Below are 21042 nucleotides of genomic sequence, written 5' to 3'. Positions count from 1 at the left end.
TTTGTTGACATAATGGCGAAGGCAAATTAGCTTTTGGGATCACGCGAACACGTAATATCTCGTTTGAAAGGAGTTCCGGTGTGATCCCCTCCAGCGCGCCCGCCACCGCGCCGCCCGCCGCGCCCGCCCGGTCCCTGGCCCCCGACCTCGCCCGCGGCTTCATGCTGTTACTGATCGCCCTCTCACACGCCCCGGCCTTCGTGGACGGCGACGCCGGCCCGGCCCCCCTCGACGCCGCGGCGAGGTTCCTCAAGTCGCTGCTGGCCGACAACCAGGCCCGCAACATGTTCGTGTTCCTGTTCGGCTACGGCCTCGTGCAGCTCGCCCGGCGGCAGGAGGACAGGGGCGCCGGCTGGGCCTCCGTCAAGAGCCTGCTGCGCCGCCGGGCGCTGTGGCTCGTGGTCGTCGGCTTCCTCAACACGGTGCTGTTCGTGCCCATCGACATCGTCGCGGTGTACGGGCTCACGCTGCTGCTGCTCGCGCCGCTGGTGCGGGCCAGGGAGCCGGTGCTGTGGTGGACGGTCGCCCTGACCCTCGTGCCCGCCACGCTGCTGCTGGCCTGGCAGAGCGTCATGGCGCAGACCAGGCCGTCCACCATCGCCGAGATCATGGAGCCGACCCTCGGCGCCCACCTCGTCGCGAGCATCCCGTCCTGGCCCGCCAAGACCGTCGTGTCCGTCCTCATCGTGGTGCCCGCGATGTTCGTGGGGGTCCTGGCCGCCCGGCGGCGCGTCCTCGACGAGCCCGAACGGCATCTGCCGCTGCTGCGCCGCGTCGCCGTGATCGGGATCGGCCTCGCGGTCGCCGGCCGGCTCCCGGCCGCGCTGATGGCCGCGGGAGCGTGGAGCACCACCTCGGCCCCCGTGTCGTGGGCGGTCGCCGTCGCGCACGACCTCACCGGGTACGCGGGCGGCGTCGCCATGGCGGCCGTGGTCGGGCTGGTCGCGGCCCGGATCCGGCGTGGCCGCCTGGTCGCCGCCCTGGCCGCGCTGGGGCAGCGGTCGCTGACCTTCTACCTCTTCCAGGCCCTGCTGTGGGTGGTGCTGTTCTACCCGTTCGCCCTGAGCCTGCACGACGACATGGGTCAGGCCGCGACGCTCGGGGTCGCGGCCGGGGTGTGGGTGCTGTCGGTCGCGCTGGCCGACGGGATGCGCGCCCTGGGCCACCGGGGCCCGGCGGAGATCCTGCTGCGCAAGCTGACCTATCGCTCCTATGGGCGATAGTAGGTCGCGGGCGCCGGCTAGGGGGTGGGGGTATGTCGCGCGGGGACGGCGGCCGCGTCCCCGCGCGATCCCCGCGGGTCAGGCCCGGGCCTCCTCGGGCCGGGCGTCCGCCGCGACGGACGCCTTCCGGCCGCGCATGAGGACCAGGGTCAGCGCCCCGCCCGCGGCCGCCACCACGGCGGCACCGACGAAGGCGGCCCGGAAACCACCCGTGAGCTGGGACAGATCGCCCAGCTCGGCGGCCCCGCGCGAGGTGGCGACGGCCGTCATGACCGCCAGGCCGAGCGCCGAGCCCACGTTGTAGGTGGTGTTGACGATGCCCGAGGCCAGGCCGCTCTCCTCCGGCTGCACCCCCGACATGGCCGACATCATCGCCGGGATGTAGGCCAGCGACATGCCCACGGCGGCGACCAGCGAGGCCGGCAGCACGTCGGCGACGAAGGCGCCGTCCGGCCGCACCAGCGAGAGCACCCCGACCCCGGCCGCCAGCACGAGCATGCCGAGCACGATGAGCGGCTTGGCGCCGAAGCGGCCGAGCAGGCGGGCGGTGACGCCGATCATGAAGATCATGATGGCGACCGTCATCGGCAGCAGCGCCGCGCCGCTGGGGAAGGCGCCGTAGCCGAGGACCTGCTGCAGGTAGAGGTTGAGGAAGTACCACATCGGGATCCACGCGGCGCCGAGCAGCGCCATCGCCAGGTTGGCCGTGGCCAGCCCGGGGGTGCGCCAGATGCCGAGCGGCATGATCGGCTGCCTGGCCGTGCGCTGGACGATCAGGAACGCCACGAGCAGCACGGCGGCGCCGGCCAGCTCCAGGAGAGTGGCCGGGGCGCCCCAGCCCTGCTCGGGAGCGCGCACGACGGCGAACACGGCCAGGGCGATGCCACCCGTGGCCGTGGCCGCCCCGAGCAGGTCGACCGAGCCGCGCCTGCCCTGGACGGCCGGCAGCAGCGCGGGCACCGCGGCGAGGGTCGCGAGGCCGATGGGGATGTAGACGACGAACACCCAGGGCCAGCTCAGGTACTCGGTGACGACGCCGCCCAGGAACACCCCGGCGGTTCCGCCGGCCGGCGCGGCCGCGCCGTACAGCGCCATGGCCTTGCCGAGCTCCCGGGAGTCGTGGCCGAAGAGCATCATGAGCAGGGTCATCGCGGCGGGGGCGATCAGCGCGCCGCCGACGCCCTGGACGGCCCGGCCGAGGATCTCCACCCAGGCCGTTCCGGCCACCGCGGCGACCACGGAGCCGGCGACCAGGACGACCCAGCCGGCGGCGAAGACCCTGCGGGCCCCCAGCAGGTCGGACAGCCGGCCGCCGAGCAGCAGCAGGCCGCCGAAGGCGATCACGTAGGCGTTGAACACCCACTGCAGGCCGCCCTGGGTGAAGCCGAGGTCGCGCTGCATCTCCGGCAGCGCGACGCCGATGATGGAGGTGTCCATGATGACCATGAACTGCGCGGCGGCCAGCACGACGAGTGCCCACCACCTGCGGGGATTGACGGCGTTCATGCCGTACTCCTGATTCTTCGCACCGTACGATGCGATCCATGGGTCTGGGGTGATCGGGAAATCGGACCGGACCCGCCGGTGGGCGTGCGAGCCGACGCACGCCCACCGCTCGCGTTCCTAGGCCCCGGTCCCGGACGGCCGGCGCCCCGCACGCTCCACCGCGACGCGGACCCCCTCGTCGGAGAGGCCCGCCCCGCTGACGCTCCGGTCGCCGCCGTCCGTGGTGAGGGCCGCCGTCGCGGCCTCACCGGTGCCGCACGTACATGCCGTGCACATCTCGCCCTCCTCTGGATACCCATGGGGGGTATCTCTGACGCCGAGGAAGCTAACATACCCCCCGGGGGTTTGCAAGGGCCGTGCTCAGCGGACAGGGGCAGGCGGACGGGCCTAGAAGGAGAGCAGCTCCAGGCAGTGGTGGGCGAGCAGGGACGCCAGGCCCGGGGCGAGGCCGGTCACGGCCGGTCCCGCGAGCAGCAGGCCGACCGCGAACGCCCCGGTGACGCGCTCGCCCCGCCCCAGCGGCGGCGCGGGAGCCAGCAGGCGCCGTACGCGGGCCAGCGCGCTCTCGCCGCCGGCCCCGAGGGTGAAGGCCGGCGCGCGGCCGGTGGCCAGGCGCACCAGCGCGGAGGCGATCAGCACGCGGGGATGGCGGCGCGCGGCCAGGTCGTCGGCCAGCAGCTCGACCAGCCGGGCGAGCTCCGCCCGGCCCCGCTCGAACAGCGGCATCCCGGGGAACGCCCGGGCGAACGTCTCGCCGAAGGCGAGCACGAGGTGGTGCCGGCCGCGCAGGTGCGCCCGCTCGTGGGCGAGCACGGCCGCGGTCTCCTCGGGGCTCAGCTCGCGCAGCGCGGCCGTGGTGATCACCGCCTTGCCCTGGCGGCCGGGCACGCAGTACGCGAGCCGCTCGTCGAAGTCCACGACGATCGCGTCCAGCGCGCCGTCGTGCCGGCCGAGCAGCGCCAGCGCCTCGGCGTGGCGGCGCCGCTCGGCGCGGGCCCCGGCCAGGACGGCGGTGGCGCACCAGGCCAGGCGCGCCACCAACGCGCCGGTGACGCCCACGCCGACGAGCGCGGTCGCCGCGGTGAGACCCGGCCCGTCGGCCAGCGCCTCCGCGCACTCCGCGAACAGCTCGGCCAGGCCGTGACCGACCACCGGCGCCGGGACCGCCAGCACGAAGACGGCCGACAGCACGGAGACCACCACCGAGACGCAGGCCGCCTGCCACACCATGATCGCCAGCCGGGGGGCGCGTCCGGTCCAGGACGCCTTCCCCAGGAGCCGGGGAAGCGCGACCGCGGCGACGACCGCGTAGATCGCCAGCCCGGCGGCCAGGACGGCCGCCACGGTCACGCGCGGCCCTTCGGCGGGTAGACCTTCAGCGCCGCCTCCAGGGCGTCGGCCTCCTCGGGCGTCAGGCGCTCCAGGAAGTGGACGAGGGTGGCGGCCTGGTTGCCGCTGCGGGCCAGCGACTCGCGCATGAGATCGGCGGTGTAGGCCTCCTTGGAGGAGACCGGCCGGTAGATGTACGCCTTGCCGACGGCCTCCCGCTTGAGCAGGCCCTTCGTGTGCAGCTTGTCCATCACGGTCATCACGGTCGTGTACGCGATCTCCCGCTCGCGGCGGAGGTCCTCCAGCACGTCGCGCACGGACGCCGGCCGGCGGTAGGACCACATGCGGTCCATGATCGTGGACTCCAGTTCCCCGAGACCGCGCACCATGCGTAACCCTCCAGACGGCCAGGCACCCCCATGCTAACGGCTGACCACTGCCGCTTCTACTATGGTGCTTAGGGGAAGTAGGACATCGACGCGGGGGGCGGACGGTGCGGGGAGCAGTGGACGGGTGGCGCCGCGGCTCGCGGCTGGCCCTGCTCGTGCTGCTCGTCCTCGGGGTCTGCGGGATGCACACCCTCGGCCACGTCGGCCTCCACCGCTCGCACGGCGGTACGGCGACGCCGCAGCGCTCGCACGGCGCCACCGCGGCGCCCGCGCCGGCGGACCACGCCCGAGCCGGCGGCACCCGGCCCGACCACACCCGGCCCGGCGGCACCCGGCCCGACCACACGCGAGCCGACCCCACGCGGCCGGACCACACCGGGCGGCACGCCGCCGGTGAGGCGTCGTCCGCGGGCGGGCAGTTGCCCGACCTCGACCCGGGCAGCGTGTGCCTGGCCGTCCTGACCTCGCTCCTGCTGCTCATCGTGGCGGCGGCGCGGGCACGCGCCGGCCGGGGAGAGCACACGCCGGACGCCGCCGGGCAGGTCGCGGGCCGGACCGCCCGGCCGCCGCCCCGCCCCCTGTCGCTCCGGCTGGCTCGTGTCTCGGTGCTGCGCATATAGGCCGTTCGCCTCGCGACCACGGCCATGCACGCACCTGACGACAGGAGTCACCCGACCATGCCCACGAACCGATCCGTACGCACGCGCCTCTCGTTCGCGACCGCCGCCGGAGCCGGCGCGCTCGTCCTGCTCACCGCCTGCGGGGGCACCGACACCGCCGCCACCCCGGAGCGCGGCGCGCCGGCCGCCACGGCCCAGGCCACGACCTCCTCGGCGTCGTCGGCGCCCGCCACCCAGCCGGGAGGCTCGTTCGACGACGCGGACGTGATGTTCGCGCAGATGATGATCCCCCACCACCGGCAGGCCGTCGAGATGGCCGGCCTGGCCGCGACCCGGGCGGGCGATCCCGAGGTCAAGAAGCTGGCCGCCAAGATCAAGGCGGCCCAGGACCCGGAGATCGCGACCATGACCGGCTGGCTCCAGGGCTGGGGCAAGCCCGAGCCCACCGGCATGGGACACATGGACCACGGCATGCCCGGCATGATGTCCGCCGAGGACATGGACCAGCTCAAGGACGCCAAGGGCGCCGCGTTCGACAAGCAGTTCGTCCGCATGATGATCGCCCACCACGAGGGCGCGATCCAGATGGCCAGGACCGAGCTGGCCCAGGGCCGCGACGACGCCGCCAAGAAGCTGGCGCAGAGCATCCAGTCGTCCCAGCAGGCCGAGATCGACCAGATGAAGCAGATCCTCGACCGGCTCTGACCTGCCGCCGCCGGGCGCCCGCCCACGCGGGCGCCCGGCGCGGCCCGGACGCTCAGCCGGTGCGGAGCCCGTCCGCCGGGACGATCCGCCGCGGGGGGCGGGATGTCCGGGGGTTTGCCGGAACGGTCAGCGTCGGGGTTGCAGCCAGCCGAACGTGCGCTCCACGGCCCGCCGCCAGTTGTCGTACTCCGACTCCCGGCGGGCCGGGTCCATGGACGGCAGCCACTGGGCGGCCCGGTGCCAGTTGCGGCGCAGGCCCTCCAGGTCGGGCCAGTAGCCGACGGCCAGACCGGCGGCGTACGCGGCGCCGAGCGACACGGTCTCGGCGACCATGGGCCGCACGACCGGGACGTCCAGCACGTCGGCGATGCACTGCATGAGCAGGTTGTCGGCCGTCATGCCCCCGTCCACCTTGAGGACCCGCAGGTCGAGCCCGGAGTCGGCGTTCATGGCGTCCACGACCTCGCGGGTCTGCCAGGCGGTGGCCTCCAGGACCGCCCGGGCCAGGTGCCCCTTGGTGATGTACGAGGTCAGCCCCACGATCACGCCGCGCGCCTCGCTGCGCCAGTGCGGGGCGAACAGCCCGGCGAACGCGGGCACGATGTAGCACCCGCCGTTGTCGTCCACGGTCTTGGCCAGCGTCTCGATCTCCGGGGCGCTGTTGATCAGGCCGAGGCCGTCGCGGAACCACTGCACGAGCGCCCCGGTGACGGCGATCGGCGCCTCCAGGGCGTACACGGCGGGCTCGGCGCCCACCTGGTAGCCGACGGTGGTGAGCAGGCCGTGGGTGGAGCGCACCGGGTCCTTGCCGGTGTTGAGCAGCAGGAAGCTCCCGGTGCCGTAGGTGCACTTGGCCTCGCCGGGGGCGAAGCAGGTCTGGCCGAACAGCGCCGCCTGCTGGTCGCCCAGCGCGGCGCCGATGCGGACGCCCGGCAGGACCGTCCTGGCCACGCCGTACGTCTCGGTCGAGGGCCGGATCTGCGGCAGCATGGCGCGCGGGACGCCGAAGAAGTCCAGCAGGTCGTCGTCCCACTCCAGCGTGGTCAGGTCCATCAGCAGGGTGCGGCTGGCGTTGGTGACGTCGGTGAGGTGCAGGCCGCCGTCCGGTCCGCCGGTGAGGTTCCAGATGAGCCAGGACTCCATGGTGCCGAACAGCACCTCACCTCGCTCGGCGCGCTCGCGCAGCCCCGGTACGTCGTCGAGCAGCCAGCGGATGCGGGGCGCCGAGAAGTAGGTGGCCAGCGGCAGGCCGCAGCGCTTCTGCACCATCGACGCCTCCGGGCGGGCGGCCAGCTCGTCGACCAGGGCCGTGGTGCGCGTGTCCTGCCACACGATGGCGCGCCGCAGGGGCGCGCCGGTGTGGCGGTCCCACACGAGCGTGGTCTCGCGCTGGTTCGCGATGCCGATCGCGGCGACCTGCTCCAGGCCGACCCCGGCCTGTTTGAGCGCCTCCGGGGCGATGCGTTCAAGGTTGCGCCAGATCTCGACGGCGTCGTGCTCGACCCACCCGGGCTGCGGGAAGTGCTGGCGGTGCTCCCGCTGCGTCACCGACACCAGGCGTCCCTGCTGGTCGAAGATGATGCACCGCGTCGACGTCGTACCTTGGTCGATGGACATCACATAGCGCGTGGCCATGGCGTTCACCTCGGTATGTGTGAAGTGGGTGTCACCAGCGCGCGGCACCGAGGTCCCGGGAGACCGCGCGCGCCGCGTCGCGCACGAACGTCACCAGGGCGGTGTTGGGCTGGCCTTTGGCGTCGCAGATCCGCTCGACGGCCCCGGAGATGCCGATGGCGCCGACCACCAGGCCGCCGTGGCCCCGGATGGGGGCGGCGATGCCCGCCTCGCCCACGGTCATCTCCTCGACCTGGGCGGCCCATCCGACCTCCCGGATGCCCGCGAGGCTGCGGGTCAGGTCCTTGGGAGCGACGATCGTCCTGCGGGTGTAGGCCTCCAGCGGGCCGTTGCCGAGGGCGGCGCCGGCGCCGGAGTCGAAGGCGAGCAGCACCTTGCCGAGGGCGGTCGCGTGCATCGGCATCAGTGAGCCGACGTCGAGGGTCTGCAGGGTGTCGTCGGGGCGGAAGACGTGGTGGACCACGAGGACCTGGCCGTCGAGGACGGTGCCGATCTTGACGGACTCGCAGCTGCGCGCCGCGAGCGCGTCGGCCCAGTTGATGGCGCGGGAGCGGAGCTCGTTGACGTCCAGGTAGCTGGTGCCGAGGTGCAGCAGGGCCGCGCCGAGCTGGTACTTGCCGGTCGCGCTGTCCTGCTCCACGAAGCCGACCAGTTGCAGGGTGCGCAGCAGGCCGTGCGCCGTGCCGCGGGGCAGGCCGAGCGATGTGGCGATCTCGCCCACGCCGAGCTTGCCCGAGCTGCGCGCGAGGAGGCGCAGGATGGCCGCTCCCCGCTGGATGGACTGCACTGGACCTGGCACGGCATCGAGCCTAGTCGGGCGGCGCTCGTTCGACAATGTCGGCGCCGCTCAAAGAAAGATCTACACATATCACCTCATACCGCTCAGAGTGTGCGCCGGGCCATAGGCTCAGACCATAATCGCGGATGCCATAGCTGACTAGTGTTCGACATTGTCGGCACCCCGTCGTTGACCCTGTGGTCTTCCTCACTTAGCTTCCAAGCAGCCGTGAAGCGCTGGGAGCTTCACCGGACGTCCTGCCTGCGACGACACCTGTTCCCGCCCGAGGACCGGAGCGTGGTGAGGCACTGTGAGGAGGAAGACATGGCGGAGCGACTGAAAGCCCGTGGGATGCTCGGCGAGCTGGCCGCCGAGTTCGCGGGCACGATGGTCCTGATCCTGTTCGGGGTCGGCGTGGTGGCCCAGGTGGTCGCCGGCGGCATCGGCGACCACGACAGCATCGCGTGGGCCTGGGGCCTGGGCGTGACGCTCGGCGTCTACGTCGCGGCGCGGATCACCGGCGCCCATCTCAACCCGGCCGTCACCGTCGCCCTGGCCGCGTTCAAGGGCTTCCCCTGGCGCAAGGTCGGACCGTACGCGCTGGCGCAGACCGCGGGGGCGTTCGTGGCGGCGCTGATCGTCCGGTTCAACTACGCCGAGGTGCTCGCCAAGATCGACCCCGGCCACACCATCAAGACCCAGGGGGTCTTCTCCACGCTCCCCGGCAACGGCACCCTTCCGGTGGACACCTGGGGCGCCTTCCGCGACCAGGTGATCGGCACCGCGATCCTGCTGTTCCTGATCCTCGCCATCACCGACGTGCGCAACAACGCGCCCCTCGCCAACATCGCCCCGGTCGTCGTCGGCCTGCTCGTCGTGGCCATCGGCATGGCCTGGGGCACCAACGCCGGCTACGCCATCAACCCGGCCCGCGACTTCGGGCCCCGGCTGGCGTCCTTCCTCACCGGCTACCACACGGCCTGGCGGGACCAGTACGGCCAGCTGTACTTCTGGGTGCCGATCGTGGCGCCCGTCATCGGCGGCCTGATCGGCGCCGGCCTCTACCAGGCCCTGGTGGGGCGGTTCCTGCCGATCGAAGATGAGCCTGAGCCCGGCCGCGTGCCGGCCAAAGAGTCCTACGAGACCGTCTGACCATCCCACCCCCCTTCCGAGGAGGCACGATTCCATGCCGGACTTCGTCGGCGCCGTCGACCAGGGAACGACGAGCACCCGCTTCATGATCTTCGATCACGGCGGCAACGAGATCGCCCGCCACCAGCTCGAGCACGAGCAGATCCTGCCGCGCGCCGGCTGGGTCGAGCACAACCCCACGGAGATCTGGGAGCGCACCCGGGCGGTCATCGAGACCACGCTGAACAAGGCGAATCTCGTGGCCTCCGACCTGGCCGCACTCGGCATCACCAACCAGCGCGAGACCGCCGTGGTCTGGAACCGCACCACGGGCCGGCCGTACTACAACGCCATCGTCTGGCAGGACACCCGCACCGACCGGATCGCCTCGGCGCTGGAGCGCGACGGCAGGGGCGACGTCATCCGGGCCAAGGCCGGGCTGCCGCCCGCGACGTACTTCTCCGCCGGGAAGATCCAGTGGATCCTGGAGAACGTCGACGGGGTGCGCGAGGCGGCCGAGGCCGGCGAGGCGATCTTCGGCACCACCGACACGTGGCTGCTGTGGAACCTCACCGGCGGCCCCGACGGCGGCCTGCACGTCACCGACGTCACCAACGCCAGCCGCACCATGCTCATGGACCTGGAGAAGCTGGACTGGGACGACGAGCTGCTGTCGTTCTTCGGCATCCCGCGGCGGATGCTGCCGGCCATCGTCCCCTCCTCGCACGCCGAGGCGTACGGGCGCACCCGGGAGAACGGCCCGCTGGGCGGGCAGGTCACGCTCGGCGGCGTCCTCGGCGACCAGCAGGCCGCCACCGTCGGCCAGGTGTGCTTCGAGGTCGGCGAGGCCAAGAACACCTACGGCACGGGCAACTTCCTGCTGCTCAACACCGGCACCACCCCGGTCCGCTCGAAGAACGGGCTGCTCACCACGGTGTGCTACCAGTTCGGCGCGGAGGCCCCGGTGTACGCGCTGGAGGGCTCCATCGCGGTGACCGGCTCGGCCGTGCAGTGGCTGCGCGACCAGCTCGGCATCATCTCGGGGGCCGAGCAGAGCGAGTCGCTGGCCCGGCAGGTCGAGGACAACGGCGGCGTCTTCTTCGTGCCCGCCTTCTCCGGCCTGTTCGCGCCGTACTGGCGCTCCGACGCCCGCGGCGCGATCGTCGGCCTGTCGCGCTACAACAACAACGCGCACATCGCCCGCGCCACGCTGGAGTCGATCTGCTACCAGAGCCGCGACGTGGTCGAGGCGATGCGTCAGGACTCCGGGGTCGCCCTCGACGTGCTGCGGGTGGACGGCGGCGTCACCGCCAACGACCTGTGCATGCAGATCCAGGCCGACGTCCTCGGCGTCCCGGTCTCCAAGCCCGTGGTGGCGGAGACGACCGCGCTGGGCGCCGCCTACGCCGCGGGGCTCGCCGTGGGCTTCTGGAAGTCCACCGACGAGCTCAAGCAGAACTGGCAGGAGGACCGCCGCTGGCAGCCCGTCTGGTCGCAGGAGCATCGCGACGGGCGCTACGCCACCTGGAAGAAGGCCGTCACCCGCACGCTCGACTGGGTCGACGTCGGCTGAGCCGCCCGACCACCCGGGCCGCGGTCCCCGCACGGCCTCGCGCGGACCGCGGCCCAGGGCCCGCCTGACTTTCTTGAGATGAGGAGCTCTACTGTGACATCTGTACCGCTGGGACCCGCGTACCGCGCGGAGACGCTGCGGCGGCTGGGCGACGACGAGTTCGACGTGCTGGTCGTGGGCGGCGGTGTCGTGGGCGCCGGCGCGGCGCTGGACGCCGTGTCCCGCGGCCTGTCGGTGGCGCTGGTGGAGGCGCAGGACTGGGCCGCCGGCACGTCGAGCCGGTCGAGCAAGCTGGTCCACGGCGGTCTGCGCTACCTCGAACAGCTCGATTTCAAGCTGGTCAGGGAGGCCCTCAAGGAGCGCGGCCTGTTGCTGACCCGGCTCGCGCCGCACCTGGTGCGCCCGGTTCCGTTCCTGTTCCCGCTCCGGCACCGGCTGTGGGAGCGGTTCTACGTGGGCGCCGGCATCGCCCTGTACGACATGCTCGACGGCAGGCGGATCCTGCCGCGGCACCGGCACATGAGCCGGCGCCGCGCGCTGGCCGCCGCGCCCTCGCTCAGCCCGGACGCGCTCGTCGGCGCCGTCCAGTACCACGACGCCCAGGTGGACGACGCGCGGTTCGCGATGACGCTGGCGCGCACCGCCGCGCAGTACGGCGCGGCCGTCGCGACCAGGGCGCGCGTGACAGGGCTGGTCCGCGACGGCGACCGCGTGACCGGAGCCCGGGTGACGGACCTGGAGGACGGGCGCGAGATCGTGGTGCGCGCCCGCCAGGTGATCAACGCCACCGGCGTCTGGACCGACGAGACCGCGCGGATGGCGGGCAACAAGGGCGGTCTGCGGGTCAGGGCGTCCAAGGGGGTGCACATCACGGTCCCGCGCGACCGGATCACCCTGCACACCGGCCTGATCCTGCGGACGGAGAAGAGCGTGCTCTTCACCATCCCGTGGGGCCGGCACTGGATCATCGGCACCACCGACACGGACTGGAACCTCGACAAGGGCCGTCCCGTGGCCAGCCGGGCCGACATCGAGTACCTGCTCGACCAGGTCAACAAGGTGCTGAGCACGCCTCTCACCCACGACGACATCGACGGCGTCTACACGGGCCTGCGCCCGCTGCTGGCCGGTGACGCCTCCGACACCGCCAAGCTGTCCAGGGAGCACACCGTCGCCCGGCCCGCGCCGGGGCTCGTCGTCATCGCCGGCGGCAAGTACACGACGTACCGGGTCATGGCCAAGGACGCCGTGGACGTGGCCGCGCGCGAGCTGGGCACGGCCGTGCCGCGCTCGGTCACCGACCGGCTGCCGCTGCTCGGCGCCGAGGGGTACGAGGCGCTGCGCAACGGCCGCGCCCGGCTGGCCGCGCGCGCCGGGGTGGACGTCGCCCGCGTCGAGCGCCTGCTCGGGCGCTACGGCTCGGCCGTCGAGGACGTCCTCGGCCTGATCGAGGAGGACCCGTCCCTCGGGGAGCCGCTGACCGGGGCGGCCGACTACCTCCGGGCGGAGGCGCTGTACGCGGCCACGCACGAGGGGGCGCTGCACCTGGAGGACGTGCTGGTGCGCCGTACCCGCATCTCCATCGAGGAGCGCGACCGCGGCGTGGCCGCGGCGGCCGAGGTGGCCGCGATCATCGCCCCGGTGCTCGGCTGGGACGAGGAGGACGTGCGGCGCGAGACGGAGCGCTACCGGACCATGGTCCACGCGGAGATGTCCGCGGAGCTGCAGCCCGACGACGTGTCGGCGGCGGCGGCCCGCGCGGAGATCTGCGAGGAGGCCGGCCCTCGCGCCGACGATCGGGCGGTCGGCGTCTGACGGCCTGGGCCGGTGGGCGTCCCGGGGCCCGCGGTAGGGACCCGGGACGCCCGCCGCGCCCGATCCAGGAAGGATCTCCGTGGTCGTTTCCGGCAAGCCGTGGAGCCGGGCCGGGGTGTGCGGATAAGCTGGACAGCATTCCCGCTGGTCATGGGTGGCGACGGCATCGACGCGGCGACGGAGAGGCAGTGCCATGGCACGCCTGAAGATCGATATGGAGCGGCACGGCGACGTCGACGTGGTTCGCCTGACCGGTGAGCTGGACATGAGCTCCCAGCACCTGCTGACCGCGGCCCTGGCCGGGCCGCTGGCCGCGGAGCGGCCGCGCATCGTGCTCGACACGGCCGAGCTGCGTTTCTGCGACTCCAGCGGGCTGTGGCAGCTCATCGACTGCCAGCGCCGGGCAGAGCGCCGCGGCGGCGGCCTGCGCCTGGTCGGGGTGCGCGGCGTGCTGGCCCGGCTGCTGACCATCACGCAGCTCGTCGACCAGTTCCCGCCCTACGGCTCGTTGGAGGACGCCTGCCACTGGTCGTCGCTGCGCTGAGCCCGCCACTACGATGGCCGTCCGGCGATCTTGGAGGAGGGCATCGTGGCGGGACTCGGGGTGCTGGCGGTCCACGCCCATCCGGACGACGAGGCCGTCTGGACGGGCGGCACGCTGGCCAGGTGCTCCGCCGAGGGCGCCAGGACCGCGGTCGTCACCTGCACCTGGGCGGAGGGCACCGTGCGGGCCGGCGAGCTGGAGCGCTCGCTGGACATCCTGGGCGCGGGCGAGCCGCGGCTGCTGGGCTACGCCGACGCGCGCAAACCCGAGTCGGCGCCCGGCGCCCCGCGCTTCCTGGACGTGCCGTTCGACGAGGCCGTGGGCCAGGTGGTGCGGCACATCAGGCAGTTCAGGCCCGACGTCGTGCTCACCTACGACGGGTACGGCGCCTACGGGCACCCCGACCACGTCCACGTCCACCGGGTCACCCTGGCGGCGGTGGAGGCGGCCGGGTACGACCAGCTCTACCCGGACATGGGCGAGCCCTGGTGGCCGCGGGCGCTCTACCTGTCGGTCATCCCCCGGTCGGTGGTGGTCTCGCACTGGCGGGCGGTGTTCGGCGCGGATCCCGAGCCGGGGCAGACGCTGCCGGGCGTGCCCGACGAGCGGGTCACGACGACGCTCGACATCGCGCGGTGGGGCGAGCGCAAATGGGCGGCCATGCACGCGCACCGGTCGGAGCTGGAGCGGGGCGCGTCGATGACCCTGCTGACCGCCCTGCCCGAGCAGGCGCGCGCCCAGCTCCTCGGCACCGAGTGGTACCGCCGCGCCGGCCACACCGGCCCGGCCGAGACCGCGCTCACCGTCTGACCCCGGCCTCCTCAGCCGAGGTCCCGGCGGCGCAGGGCCAGCAGGCCGCCGGTGACGAGGGCCGCCGTGAGCGCGAACAGCACCAGGTAGGGCCGGGCGTCGACGGGGCCGCCCGCGAAGGTGTTCGGGATGTAGTGGAACGGCTCCAGTGGCGTGCCGGCCCACATCCCGTACAGCGGCCCCATGACCTGGCCCAGCGCGGCGGTCATGATCCACACGGTCCACGAGAGCGCCACACTCGCCCGCGGGAGCAGCCCGTACGCGAGCACGCACACCGCGCCGACGCACCAGACCGCGGGAACGTGGCCGAGGACCCCGGCCAGCACCCGGGGCGGGTCGGTGGCGAGGTCCCCCACGAGGAGCCCGTGGAGCACGCCGTGGACGACCCCGGCGACGGCCAGCAACGCGGCCGAGCCGAGCCCGGCCAGCACCAGGTGGCCGCCCGCCCAGCGCAGGCGGGTCGTCGGGGTGGCGAGCACGATCTCGGCCCGGCCGGACGTCTCCTCCGAGCGCAGCCGCTGGACCATGAGGACGGGGTAGAGCGCGATGACGTGGGCGAAGATGAGCGTCATGTACCGGAGGAGGACGTCGAGAATGTCTCCGGTGCTCCAGCCCATGCTCCGCAGCAGGTCCTGGCTCGCCGCGGGCGCGGCGGCGAGCTGGCCCGCGATGGTTCCGGCCCCGGCCACCGCGGCGGCGAGGACGGCGACACCGGCCGCCCATCGCACCAGCAGCCCGCGGTGCAGCCGCCAGGCCACACTGACCGGACCGCGCTCCCCGGGGGCCGACGCGGGGCCGAGCCGTTCGGGCACCAGGCCCGCGCCGAGGTCGCGCCGGTCGAGCAGCGCGTACGCGAGGACGCACAGCCCTGCGGCCACCGCCGCCGGCAGGCCCAGCAGCCACCACCGCTCGTCCTGGTAGGGGCGCACGAGGTGGCTCCAGCCGATCGGTGACAGCGCCTTCAGCCAGTACTGCCGCGTCGCGTCGCCGGTGTACCGCATGACGTAGGCGACGCCGAGCACGGACAGACCGATCATCGTGGCCGTGCGGGCGCTCCGCGAGAGCTGGACGGCCACCGCGGCCACGCCGGCGAACACCCATCCCGCCACCGCGATGGCGGCGCCGTAGGCGGCCGCGCCGGTGGCTCCGAGGCCGGAGGCGACCAGGGTCAGCGTGGCCGACAGGCCGCCGGCCACGCTGATGCCGGCGGCCACGAGCAGCGCGGCCGTCAGGGAGGCGCGGCGGCCGGTTCCGGCCGCGCGCAGCAGCTCGGCCCGGCCCGCGTCCTCCTCCGCGCGGGTGTGCCGGACGACGCACATGACGGCCGCGAACGCAGCGGCCACGTAGAGGAACCCGCCGCTGCGCCACGTCGCGAGGACGTCGAGGCGCGGCTCGACGAACCCGCCGCCGAGTGCCTGGAAGAAGGTGTTCTTCGCGATGACCGCGGTGTAGGTGGCCTTGACGGCGTCGGTCGGCATCTGGCGCTCGATGTACGAGATCAACGCCAGGGTCATGCCCACGTTCAGCAGGATCCACCAGGGGGCGACGGCCCGTTCCCGGCGCAGCGCCAGGCGGACGAGCGCGCCGGTGCCGGCGAGCGCGCTCATCGGGCCGCTCCGGCGGTCCCGGCCGCTCCGGCGGCTTCGGCGGTTTCGCTGTGGCGGTAGTGGCGCAGGAACAGCTCCTCCAGGCTGGGCGGCCTGCTGACCAGGCCGCGCACGCCCGCCTCGGCCAGGCAGCGCAGCGCCGCGTCCAGGGCGGAGGGATCCGCGTCGAAGGTCACCCGGCCGCCGTCGACGACCACGTCGTGGACGCCGGGCAGGGCGGCGAGCCCGTGCGGCGGGCCGGCGAGGTCGGCCTGGACCGAGGTGCGGGTGAGGTGCCGCAGCCCGGCGAGCGTGCCGGTCTCGACCGTGCGCCCGTCGCGGACGATGGTGACCCGGTCGCACAGGGCCTCGACCTCGGACAGGATGTGGCTGGAGAGCAGCACGGTACGGTCGCCGCGGCGCAGCTCCTCGCGCAGGGTCTCGCGGAAGACCTCCTCCATCAGCGGGTCCAGCCCGGAGGTCGGCTCGTCGAGGATCAGCAGCTCCGCGTCGCCCGACAGGGCGGCGACGAGGGCGACCTTCTGGCGGTTGCCCTTGGAGTAGGTGCGGGCGCGTTTGCGCGGGTCGAGCTGGAAGCGGTCCAGCAGCTCCTTCCTGCGCCGGCGGTCGAGGCCGCCGCGGAGCCCGCCGAGCAGGTCGATCACCTCCCCGCCGGTCAGGCCGGGCCACAGCGTGACGTCACCGGGCACGTACGCCAGGCGGCGGTGCAGGGAGGTGGCGCGCGTCCACGGGTCCTCGCCGAGCAGCCGCGCGCGGCCCCCGTCGGCGCGCAGCAGGCCGAGCAGGACGCGGATCGTGGTGCTCTTCCCCGCGCCGTTGGGGCCGAGGAACCCGTGGGCCTCGCCGGTGCGCACGGTGAGGTCCAGGCCGTCCAGCGCGCGGGTCGAGCCGAACGCCTTGGTGAGCCCGGACACCGAGATGGCGTCAGTCATGGTGATCTTCCTGGATCGAGCCGTGGCTGTCCGTATGTGAAGCGGACTACCCTGACGAGAAGCAAGCTACACGCTTGTGTAGTCAGCGTCCAGCGCGTGTAGTCTTCATCCCGTACGTACGCGTGAAGTCTGGAGGGACGGCGGTGGCGAGCATCGAAGCGGACCTGGAGGATCTGACCGCCCGCGCCCGCATCAGGGAAGCGGCGCTGCGGCAGTTCGGCGAGCTCGGGTTCGAGCGGGCCACGATCCGCGGCATCGCCGAGGCCGCGAGGGTCTCCTCGGGGCTGGTGCGCCACCACTTCGGCTCGAAGGAGGCGCTGCGCGAGGCGTGCGACGAGTTCCTCGTCAAGCTGCTGCGCCGGGTCAGCGACGCCACCTTCGACGACCCCATGCTCACCAGGTCCAACCCGGTCGCCATGTCCCAGGCCGTCTTCGGCCCCTACCAGCCGTACCTGGTGCGGGCCCTGGTCGAGGGCCGGGCCGAGCCGCTGTTCGACGAGATGGTGCGCGCGGGCGAGCAGTGGCTGGCGGAGATCGACGCCGAGCGCGCCGACCCGCCCTTCGCCGACCGGAAGGCGCGCGCGACGGTCAGCACCGCGATGGCGCTGGCCGTCACGGTCCTCCACCGGCACGTCTCCAGAAGCCTCGGCGTGGACGTGGCCAGCCCTGAGGGGGCGCACCTGCTGGCCACCGTCATCCTCGACCTCCACTCCCACCCCGCGCTGTCGCCGGAGAGGGCCGCCTCGATGCGCGAGGCCCTGGAGCGGATCCGCCCGTCCTGACGGCGGGCGCGCGCCTCAGGCACATGGAGACCGGGCCCGCGGCGCGCCTCCCGCACCGCGGACCCGGTTGTCTCGGGGCGGCTCAGCCGGTCGGGAAGTTGTCCGGGGTGCGGATGCGGTCGCGCATGTACGTGCCCGACTGCGTCAGCACAGCCGTCCCCGCGTACGTGCCGCCGTCGCAGGTGCCGGGCTTGAAGGCGGCGCTGCTCTCGTCGGCGTCGGAGTAGGTCCAGTTGGCGTAGCTGATCTTGTACTGGTCCAGCAGGTTGAGCCATGTCGTGGTGCTGGCGAGGTCCACCGTGCCGCCTCCGGTGTAGGTCACCGTGCCGAACTCCGTGACGAACATCGGGATGCGCGTGGCCGCCCTGCTGAGCGCCGCCCGGTAGGTGTCGGTGTGGGAGGCGGCGTAGAAGTGGAAGGTGTACATGATGTTGGCGGCGTTGACCGGGTTGTTGACGACCTCGCTCTCGTTGCCGCCCTCCGAGACGCCGAGCGACGACCAGCCGCGGGTGCCGACCAGGACGACGGCGTCGGGGTCGTTGGCGCGGATCACGGGGATGACCTGCTCGGCGTAGCTCTTGATGGTCGCCCAGCTCACCCCGTTGGGCTCGTTGGCGATCTCGTAGATGACGTTCTTCTTGGCGGCGTTGCGGGCCGCGACGGCGGCGAAGAAGGTCTTGGCCCGGTCGAGGTTGTACATCGGGTCGCCGGGCGTCAGCGTGTGGAAGTCGATCAGCGCGTACAGGCCGCGCGCCTCGGCCATGTCCACGAGGTTGTTGACCTGGGCGGTGAAGGCCGGCGGGTTGGTCTCGTAGCCGTCCTCCTGGACGTACATGGAGATCCGGAGCAGGTCGGCCTTCCAGTCGTTCGCCAGCGCGTCGAGGGAGGCGGTGTTGTAGCACTTGGCGAACCACTGCAGGCCGTGCGTGCTCATGCCGCGCAACTGGATGGGCCGGTTGTACTGGTTGCAGAGGTTGACGCCGCAGACGCGGAGCTGGCCGTTGATCCCCACCGGGGTGCCGTTGGTGGGCGGCGTCACCGTCGGTGTCACGGTCGGCGTCACGGTGGGCGTGGGGCCCGGGGTCGTGGAGCCGGTGCAGGTGACGCCGTTGAGGGTGAAGGAGGTCGGCGCCGGGTTGGCGCCGGTCCAGCTCCCGTTGAAGCCGATCGTGGTCGAGGCGTCGGTGGCGAGCGCGCCGTTGTAGCTCATGCTGCGCGCGGTCACGGCGGCGCCCGTCTGGCTGTACGTCGCCGACCAGCCCTGGACGACCTTCTGGCCGGAGTCCGGGAAGGTGAAGCCGAGCGTCCAGCCGTTGACCGGGTCGCCGAGGTTCTTGATCGAGATGTTGGCGCTGAAGCCGCCCTGCCAGGTGCTGGCCGTGTAGGTGACGGCACAGCCGGTGGCTGCCGCGGCGGTGACGGCGGGGCTGACCGCCACTCCGCCGAGGGTGAGCGCGGCGACGGCGCCGATCGCGAGAGCGGCACGTCCGCGCAGCGGGCGTGGGAGCAACGTCACGGTGGTGGCCTTTCGCGTCCGATGGGCCGGCGGGGTGATCGCGCGGGCGTGCTGCGGAGGGGGGTGCGCGCGATCCGGGGCAAGGTATCAACGGGGCGGCTCTGAGCTGTAGGAACGCGGGCCTCCCGGCCGCCCGGGAGCGGACGGCGTGGGAGGCGTTTGTCCTGTTCGGCGGCGTTTGTCGGGGGCAGCCGGTGGTTGAAAGTTTCAGGTCGGCCGAAAATCTTCAGGTGTTGAATTCCTCCTCCGGTCGTCCTAGCGTGGAGATCGTCATGTCAACGGCGACGACGAGGAGCGACATGCTGGAGGTCATCGGGGCGGGCCTGCCGCGTACCGGGACGTTGTCGATGAAGGCCGCGCTGGAGCGGCTGGGATTCGGCCCCTGCTACCACATGTTCGAGGTCATGACCCATCCCGACCACGTGGACCGGTGGCTCGCGGCCACCTCCGGCGAGGTCCACGGCCGCGAGGGCTGGGACAAGGTGTTCGACGGGTACCGTTCGGCGACCGACTGGCCGGCCAGCCACTACTGGCGCGAGCTGGCCGAGACCTATCCGGACGCCAAGGTGGTGCTGACCGTGCGCGACCCGCGCGCGTGGCACCGCAGCATCGACATGCTCATGTCCGGCCCCGGCGCCTCCGCCGCGGCCCTGGACGGACGGTCACTGGAGGAGCTGCCCGAGCAGGCCCGCACGATCACCACGAGCATGGGGCGGATGCGGCCGGCTCTGGAGGTGATCGGCCGGTGCTACTTCGGCCCCGACTGGAGCCACGGGCAGGGCGTGCCGAGCGAGAAGCTGGCCGTCGAGGCGTTCGAGCGGCACGTGGCCGCCGTCAAGGCCGGCGTCCCCGCGGAGCGGCTGCTCGTCTTCGACGTGCGCGAGGGGTGGGGGCCGCTGTGCGCCTTCCTCGGCGTCGAGGCCCCCGACGAGCCGTTCCCCCGCCTGAACGACGCCGAGTCGATGAAGCAGATGTTCCAGCGACTGGCGGCGGGCGAGCCGCTCAGCGTTCCGCGGCCTCGCTGACCGGCTCGTCGTCCTCTCCTTCGTCACCGCGGGAGCGCAGCAGGCTCGCCGTGACCGCGGTGACGAGGATCGCGGCGACCACCCCCAGCGAAAGCGCCGTCGGGATCTTGTACACGTCCAGGAGCAGCATCTTCACGCCCACCCAGACCAGCACCAGCGCCAGGCCCAGCTTGAGGTAGGTGAAGCGGTGCATCAGGCCGGCGAGCATGAAGTACATCGCCCGCAGGCCGAGGATGGCGAAGGCGTTGGAGGTGAAGACCAGGAACGGCTCCGAGGTGACCGCGAAGACGGCCGGGATCGAGTCCACTGCGAAGACGATGTCGCTGACCTCCACCAGCACGAGCACCGCGAGCAGCGGCGTGGCCACCCAGCGGCCGCCCTGGCGCACCAGGAACCGCTGGCCGTGGTAGTCGTCGGTGACGGGGACCAGGCGGCGGAACAGACGCAGCGTCCTGCTGCTGCCCGGGTCCACGCTCTCGTCGCGGTGACGGGCCATCCGGATCCCGGTCAGCACCAGGAAGGCGCCGAACACGTACAGGATCCACGAGAAGCTCGCGATGAGCACGGACCCCGCCGCGATGAACACGCCACGGAACACCAGCGCGCCCAGCACCCCGAGGAACAGCACGCGGTGCTGGTAGCGCGCCGGGACCGCGAAGTAGCCGAAGATGATCGCGAAGACGAAGACGTTGTCGACCGCCAGCGACTTCTCGATGAGGTAGCCGGCGTAGTACTGCCCGGCGAGCTCGGCTCCCCACAGCCACCACACCACGGCGCCGAAGCCCAGGCCGAGGGCGATCCACAGCGCTGACCAGAGCGCGGCCTCGGGCACGCCGCCGGCGGGCGCGCGCCCCTGGGGGAACACGTCGATCGCGAGCAAAACCCCGCTCACCCCCCGCCCGGCCGGCCCGGCCCCGAAGGGGGCTGCCCACCCGTTAACACCGGAGCCAGGGCGGCCACCGCGTCAGGACGAGCCGCTGGAAGACGGTCCGCGACGCCACCAAGTACCCGGTGCGCAGGGAGACCCGCGTCACCCCGGCCTCGGCCCGGGCCCGGTCCCAGGTGTGCACCTCGACGCGGAACGCGGCCACGCTCTGCTTCTCCGGCAAGGAGGGCCGCAAC

20 protein-coding genes are annotated in these 21042 nt (G+C 72.8%); 10 read left to right on the top strand and 10 right to left on the bottom strand.

What is annotated here, in order from left to right; genetic code table 11:
- Positions 1 to 80 precede the first annotated feature (80 nt).
- Positions 81 to 1223, top strand: coding sequence for a DUF418 domain-containing protein (locus tag HT134_RS26265; RefSeq protein WP_312888434.1), 1143 nt, complete (start codon positions 81 to 83; stop codon positions 1221 to 1223).
- 78 nt (positions 1224 to 1301) lie between these two features.
- Here HT134_RS26265 and HT134_RS26260 read toward each other — a convergent pair whose 3' ends face one another.
- The 3 genes from HT134_RS26260 to HT134_RS26250 form a co-directional block, all read right to left on the bottom strand.
- Entirely contained in the window at positions 1302 to 2729 is a 1428-nt protein-coding gene (locus HT134_RS26260; RefSeq protein WP_175603141.1) for an MFS transporter, read from the bottom strand.
- Positions 2730 to 3116: 387 nt separating this feature from the next.
- On the bottom strand, positions 3117 to 4079 hold the full coding sequence (locus HT134_RS26255; RefSeq protein ID WP_175603140.1) for a M56 family metallopeptidase: 963 nt from the start codon (positions 4077 to 4079) through the stop codon (positions 3117 to 3119).
- Positions 4076 to 4447, bottom strand: coding sequence for a BlaI/MecI/CopY family transcriptional regulator (locus HT134_RS26250; protein WP_217708388.1), 372 nt, complete (start codon positions 4445 to 4447; stop codon positions 4076 to 4078). Before HT134_RS26250 ends, HT134_RS26255 begins: the two co-directional genes overlap by 4 nt.
- Positions 4448 to 4551: 104 nt before the next feature.
- On the opposite strand from HT134_RS26250, the gene HT134_RS26245 reads away from it, so the two are divergent.
- Together HT134_RS26245 and HT134_RS26240 are read left to right on the top strand one after the other, a co-directional pair.
- A complete protein-coding gene (locus HT134_RS26245) occupies positions 4552 to 5067 on the top strand; it encodes a hypothetical protein (RefSeq protein ID WP_175603139.1) in 516 nt (171 codons plus the stop codon).
- 57 nt (positions 5068 to 5124) lie between these two features.
- Positions 5125 to 5772 carry a DUF305 domain-containing protein gene (locus HT134_RS26240; protein ID WP_175603138.1) on the top strand — a complete coding sequence of 216 codons (648 nt, stop codon included), beginning with the start codon at positions 5125 to 5127 and terminating at the stop codon, positions 5770 to 5772.
- A gap of 126 nt (positions 5773 to 5898) precedes the next feature.
- On the opposite strand, the gene glpK (HT134_RS26235) is transcribed toward HT134_RS26240, so the two are convergent.
- Together glpK (HT134_RS26235) and HT134_RS26230 are read right to left on the bottom strand one after the other, a co-directional pair.
- Positions 5899 to 7407 carry a glycerol kinase GlpK gene (gene glpK, locus HT134_RS26235; protein ID WP_175603137.1) on the bottom strand — a complete coding sequence of 503 codons (1509 nt, stop codon included), beginning with the start codon at positions 7405 to 7407 and terminating at the stop codon, positions 5899 to 5901.
- Positions 7408 to 7438: 31 nt separating this feature from the next.
- Entirely contained in the window at positions 7439 to 8206 is a 768-nt protein-coding gene (locus HT134_RS26230) for an IclR family transcriptional regulator (protein WP_175603136.1), read from the bottom strand.
- 303 nt (positions 8207 to 8509) lie between these two features.
- On the opposite strand from HT134_RS26230, the gene HT134_RS26225 reads away from it, so the two are divergent.
- From HT134_RS26225 to HT134_RS26205, 5 genes are all read left to right on the top strand, one after another.
- Positions 8510 to 9337: an MIP/aquaporin family protein gene (locus tag HT134_RS26225; RefSeq protein ID WP_175603135.1), complete on the top strand. Its 828-nt coding sequence runs from the start codon at positions 8510 to 8512 to the stop codon at positions 9335 to 9337.
- Positions 9338 to 9371: 34 nt separating this feature from the next.
- Positions 9372 to 10889, top strand: coding sequence for a glycerol kinase GlpK (glpK, locus tag HT134_RS26220; protein WP_175603134.1), 1518 nt, complete (start codon positions 9372 to 9374; stop codon positions 10887 to 10889).
- 78 nt (positions 10890 to 10967) lie between these two features.
- The gene (locus tag HT134_RS26215) at positions 10968 to 12704 is read left to right on the top strand and encodes a glycerol-3-phosphate dehydrogenase/oxidase (protein WP_175603133.1); all 1737 of its coding nucleotides are present in this window, start codon (positions 10968 to 10970) and stop codon (positions 12702 to 12704) included.
- 193 nt (positions 12705 to 12897) lie between these two features.
- Positions 12898 to 13248 (top strand): STAS domain-containing protein, encoded by a 351-nt coding sequence (locus tag HT134_RS26210; protein ID WP_175603132.1) that lies wholly within the window; start codon positions 12898 to 12900, stop codon positions 13246 to 13248.
- 45 nt (positions 13249 to 13293) lie between these two features.
- Entirely contained in the window at positions 13294 to 14058 is a 765-nt protein-coding gene (locus HT134_RS26205; protein ID WP_175603131.1) for a PIG-L family deacetylase, read from the top strand.
- A gap of 11 nt (positions 14059 to 14069) precedes the next feature.
- Here the strand turns inward: HT134_RS26205 and HT134_RS26200 are convergent, their stop codons facing one another.
- Both HT134_RS26200 and HT134_RS26195 read right to left on the bottom strand, forming a co-directional pair.
- Positions 14070 to 15665, bottom strand: coding sequence for an ABC transporter permease (locus HT134_RS26200; RefSeq protein ID WP_175603130.1), 1596 nt, complete (start codon positions 15663 to 15665; stop codon positions 14070 to 14072).
- A complete protein-coding gene (locus HT134_RS26195; protein WP_175603129.1) occupies positions 15662 to 16597 on the bottom strand; it encodes an ABC transporter ATP-binding protein in 936 nt (311 codons plus the stop codon). Before HT134_RS26195 ends, HT134_RS26200 begins: the two co-directional genes overlap by 4 nt.
- 143 nt (positions 16598 to 16740) lie before the next feature.
- On the opposite strand from HT134_RS26195, the gene HT134_RS26190 reads away from it, so the two are divergent.
- Entirely contained in the window at positions 16741 to 17379 is a 639-nt protein-coding gene (locus tag HT134_RS26190; protein WP_175603128.1) for a TetR/AcrR family transcriptional regulator, read from the top strand.
- 82 nt (positions 17380 to 17461) lie between these two features.
- Here HT134_RS26190 and HT134_RS26185 read toward each other — a convergent pair whose 3' ends face one another.
- Positions 17462 to 18895, bottom strand: coding sequence for a cellulase family glycosylhydrolase (locus HT134_RS26185; protein WP_175603127.1), 1434 nt, complete (start codon positions 18893 to 18895; stop codon positions 17462 to 17464).
- A 272-nt stretch (positions 18896 to 19167) separates the two neighbouring features.
- Between HT134_RS26185 and HT134_RS26180 the strand changes: the two genes are divergently transcribed.
- Positions 19168 to 19920 (top strand): sulfotransferase family protein, encoded by a 753-nt coding sequence (locus HT134_RS26180; RefSeq protein WP_246365499.1) that lies wholly within the window; start codon positions 19168 to 19170, stop codon positions 19918 to 19920.
- Here the strand turns inward: HT134_RS26180 and HT134_RS26175 are convergent.
- Both HT134_RS26175 and HT134_RS26170 read right to left on the bottom strand, forming a co-directional pair.
- A complete protein-coding gene (locus HT134_RS26175; RefSeq protein ID WP_217708386.1) occupies positions 19898 to 20800 on the bottom strand; it encodes a TerC family protein in 903 nt (300 codons plus the stop codon). The genes HT134_RS26180 and HT134_RS26175 overlap by 23 nt on opposite strands.
- A 55-nt stretch (positions 20801 to 20855) precedes the next feature.
- Positions 20856 to 21042 (bottom strand): hypothetical protein (locus tag HT134_RS26170; protein WP_217708385.1); only part of this gene is annotated, 187 nt, incomplete at its 5' end.

This window comes from Nonomuraea rhodomycinica (assembly GCF_013363995.1).
In the GTDB taxonomy this organism is placed as follows: Bacteria; Actinomycetota; Actinomycetes; order Streptosporangiales; family Streptosporangiaceae; genus Nonomuraea; species Nonomuraea rhodomycinica.
The sequence above is the reverse complement of the archived record's forward strand: the minus strand, read 5'-3'. Positions and strand labels throughout refer to the sequence as shown.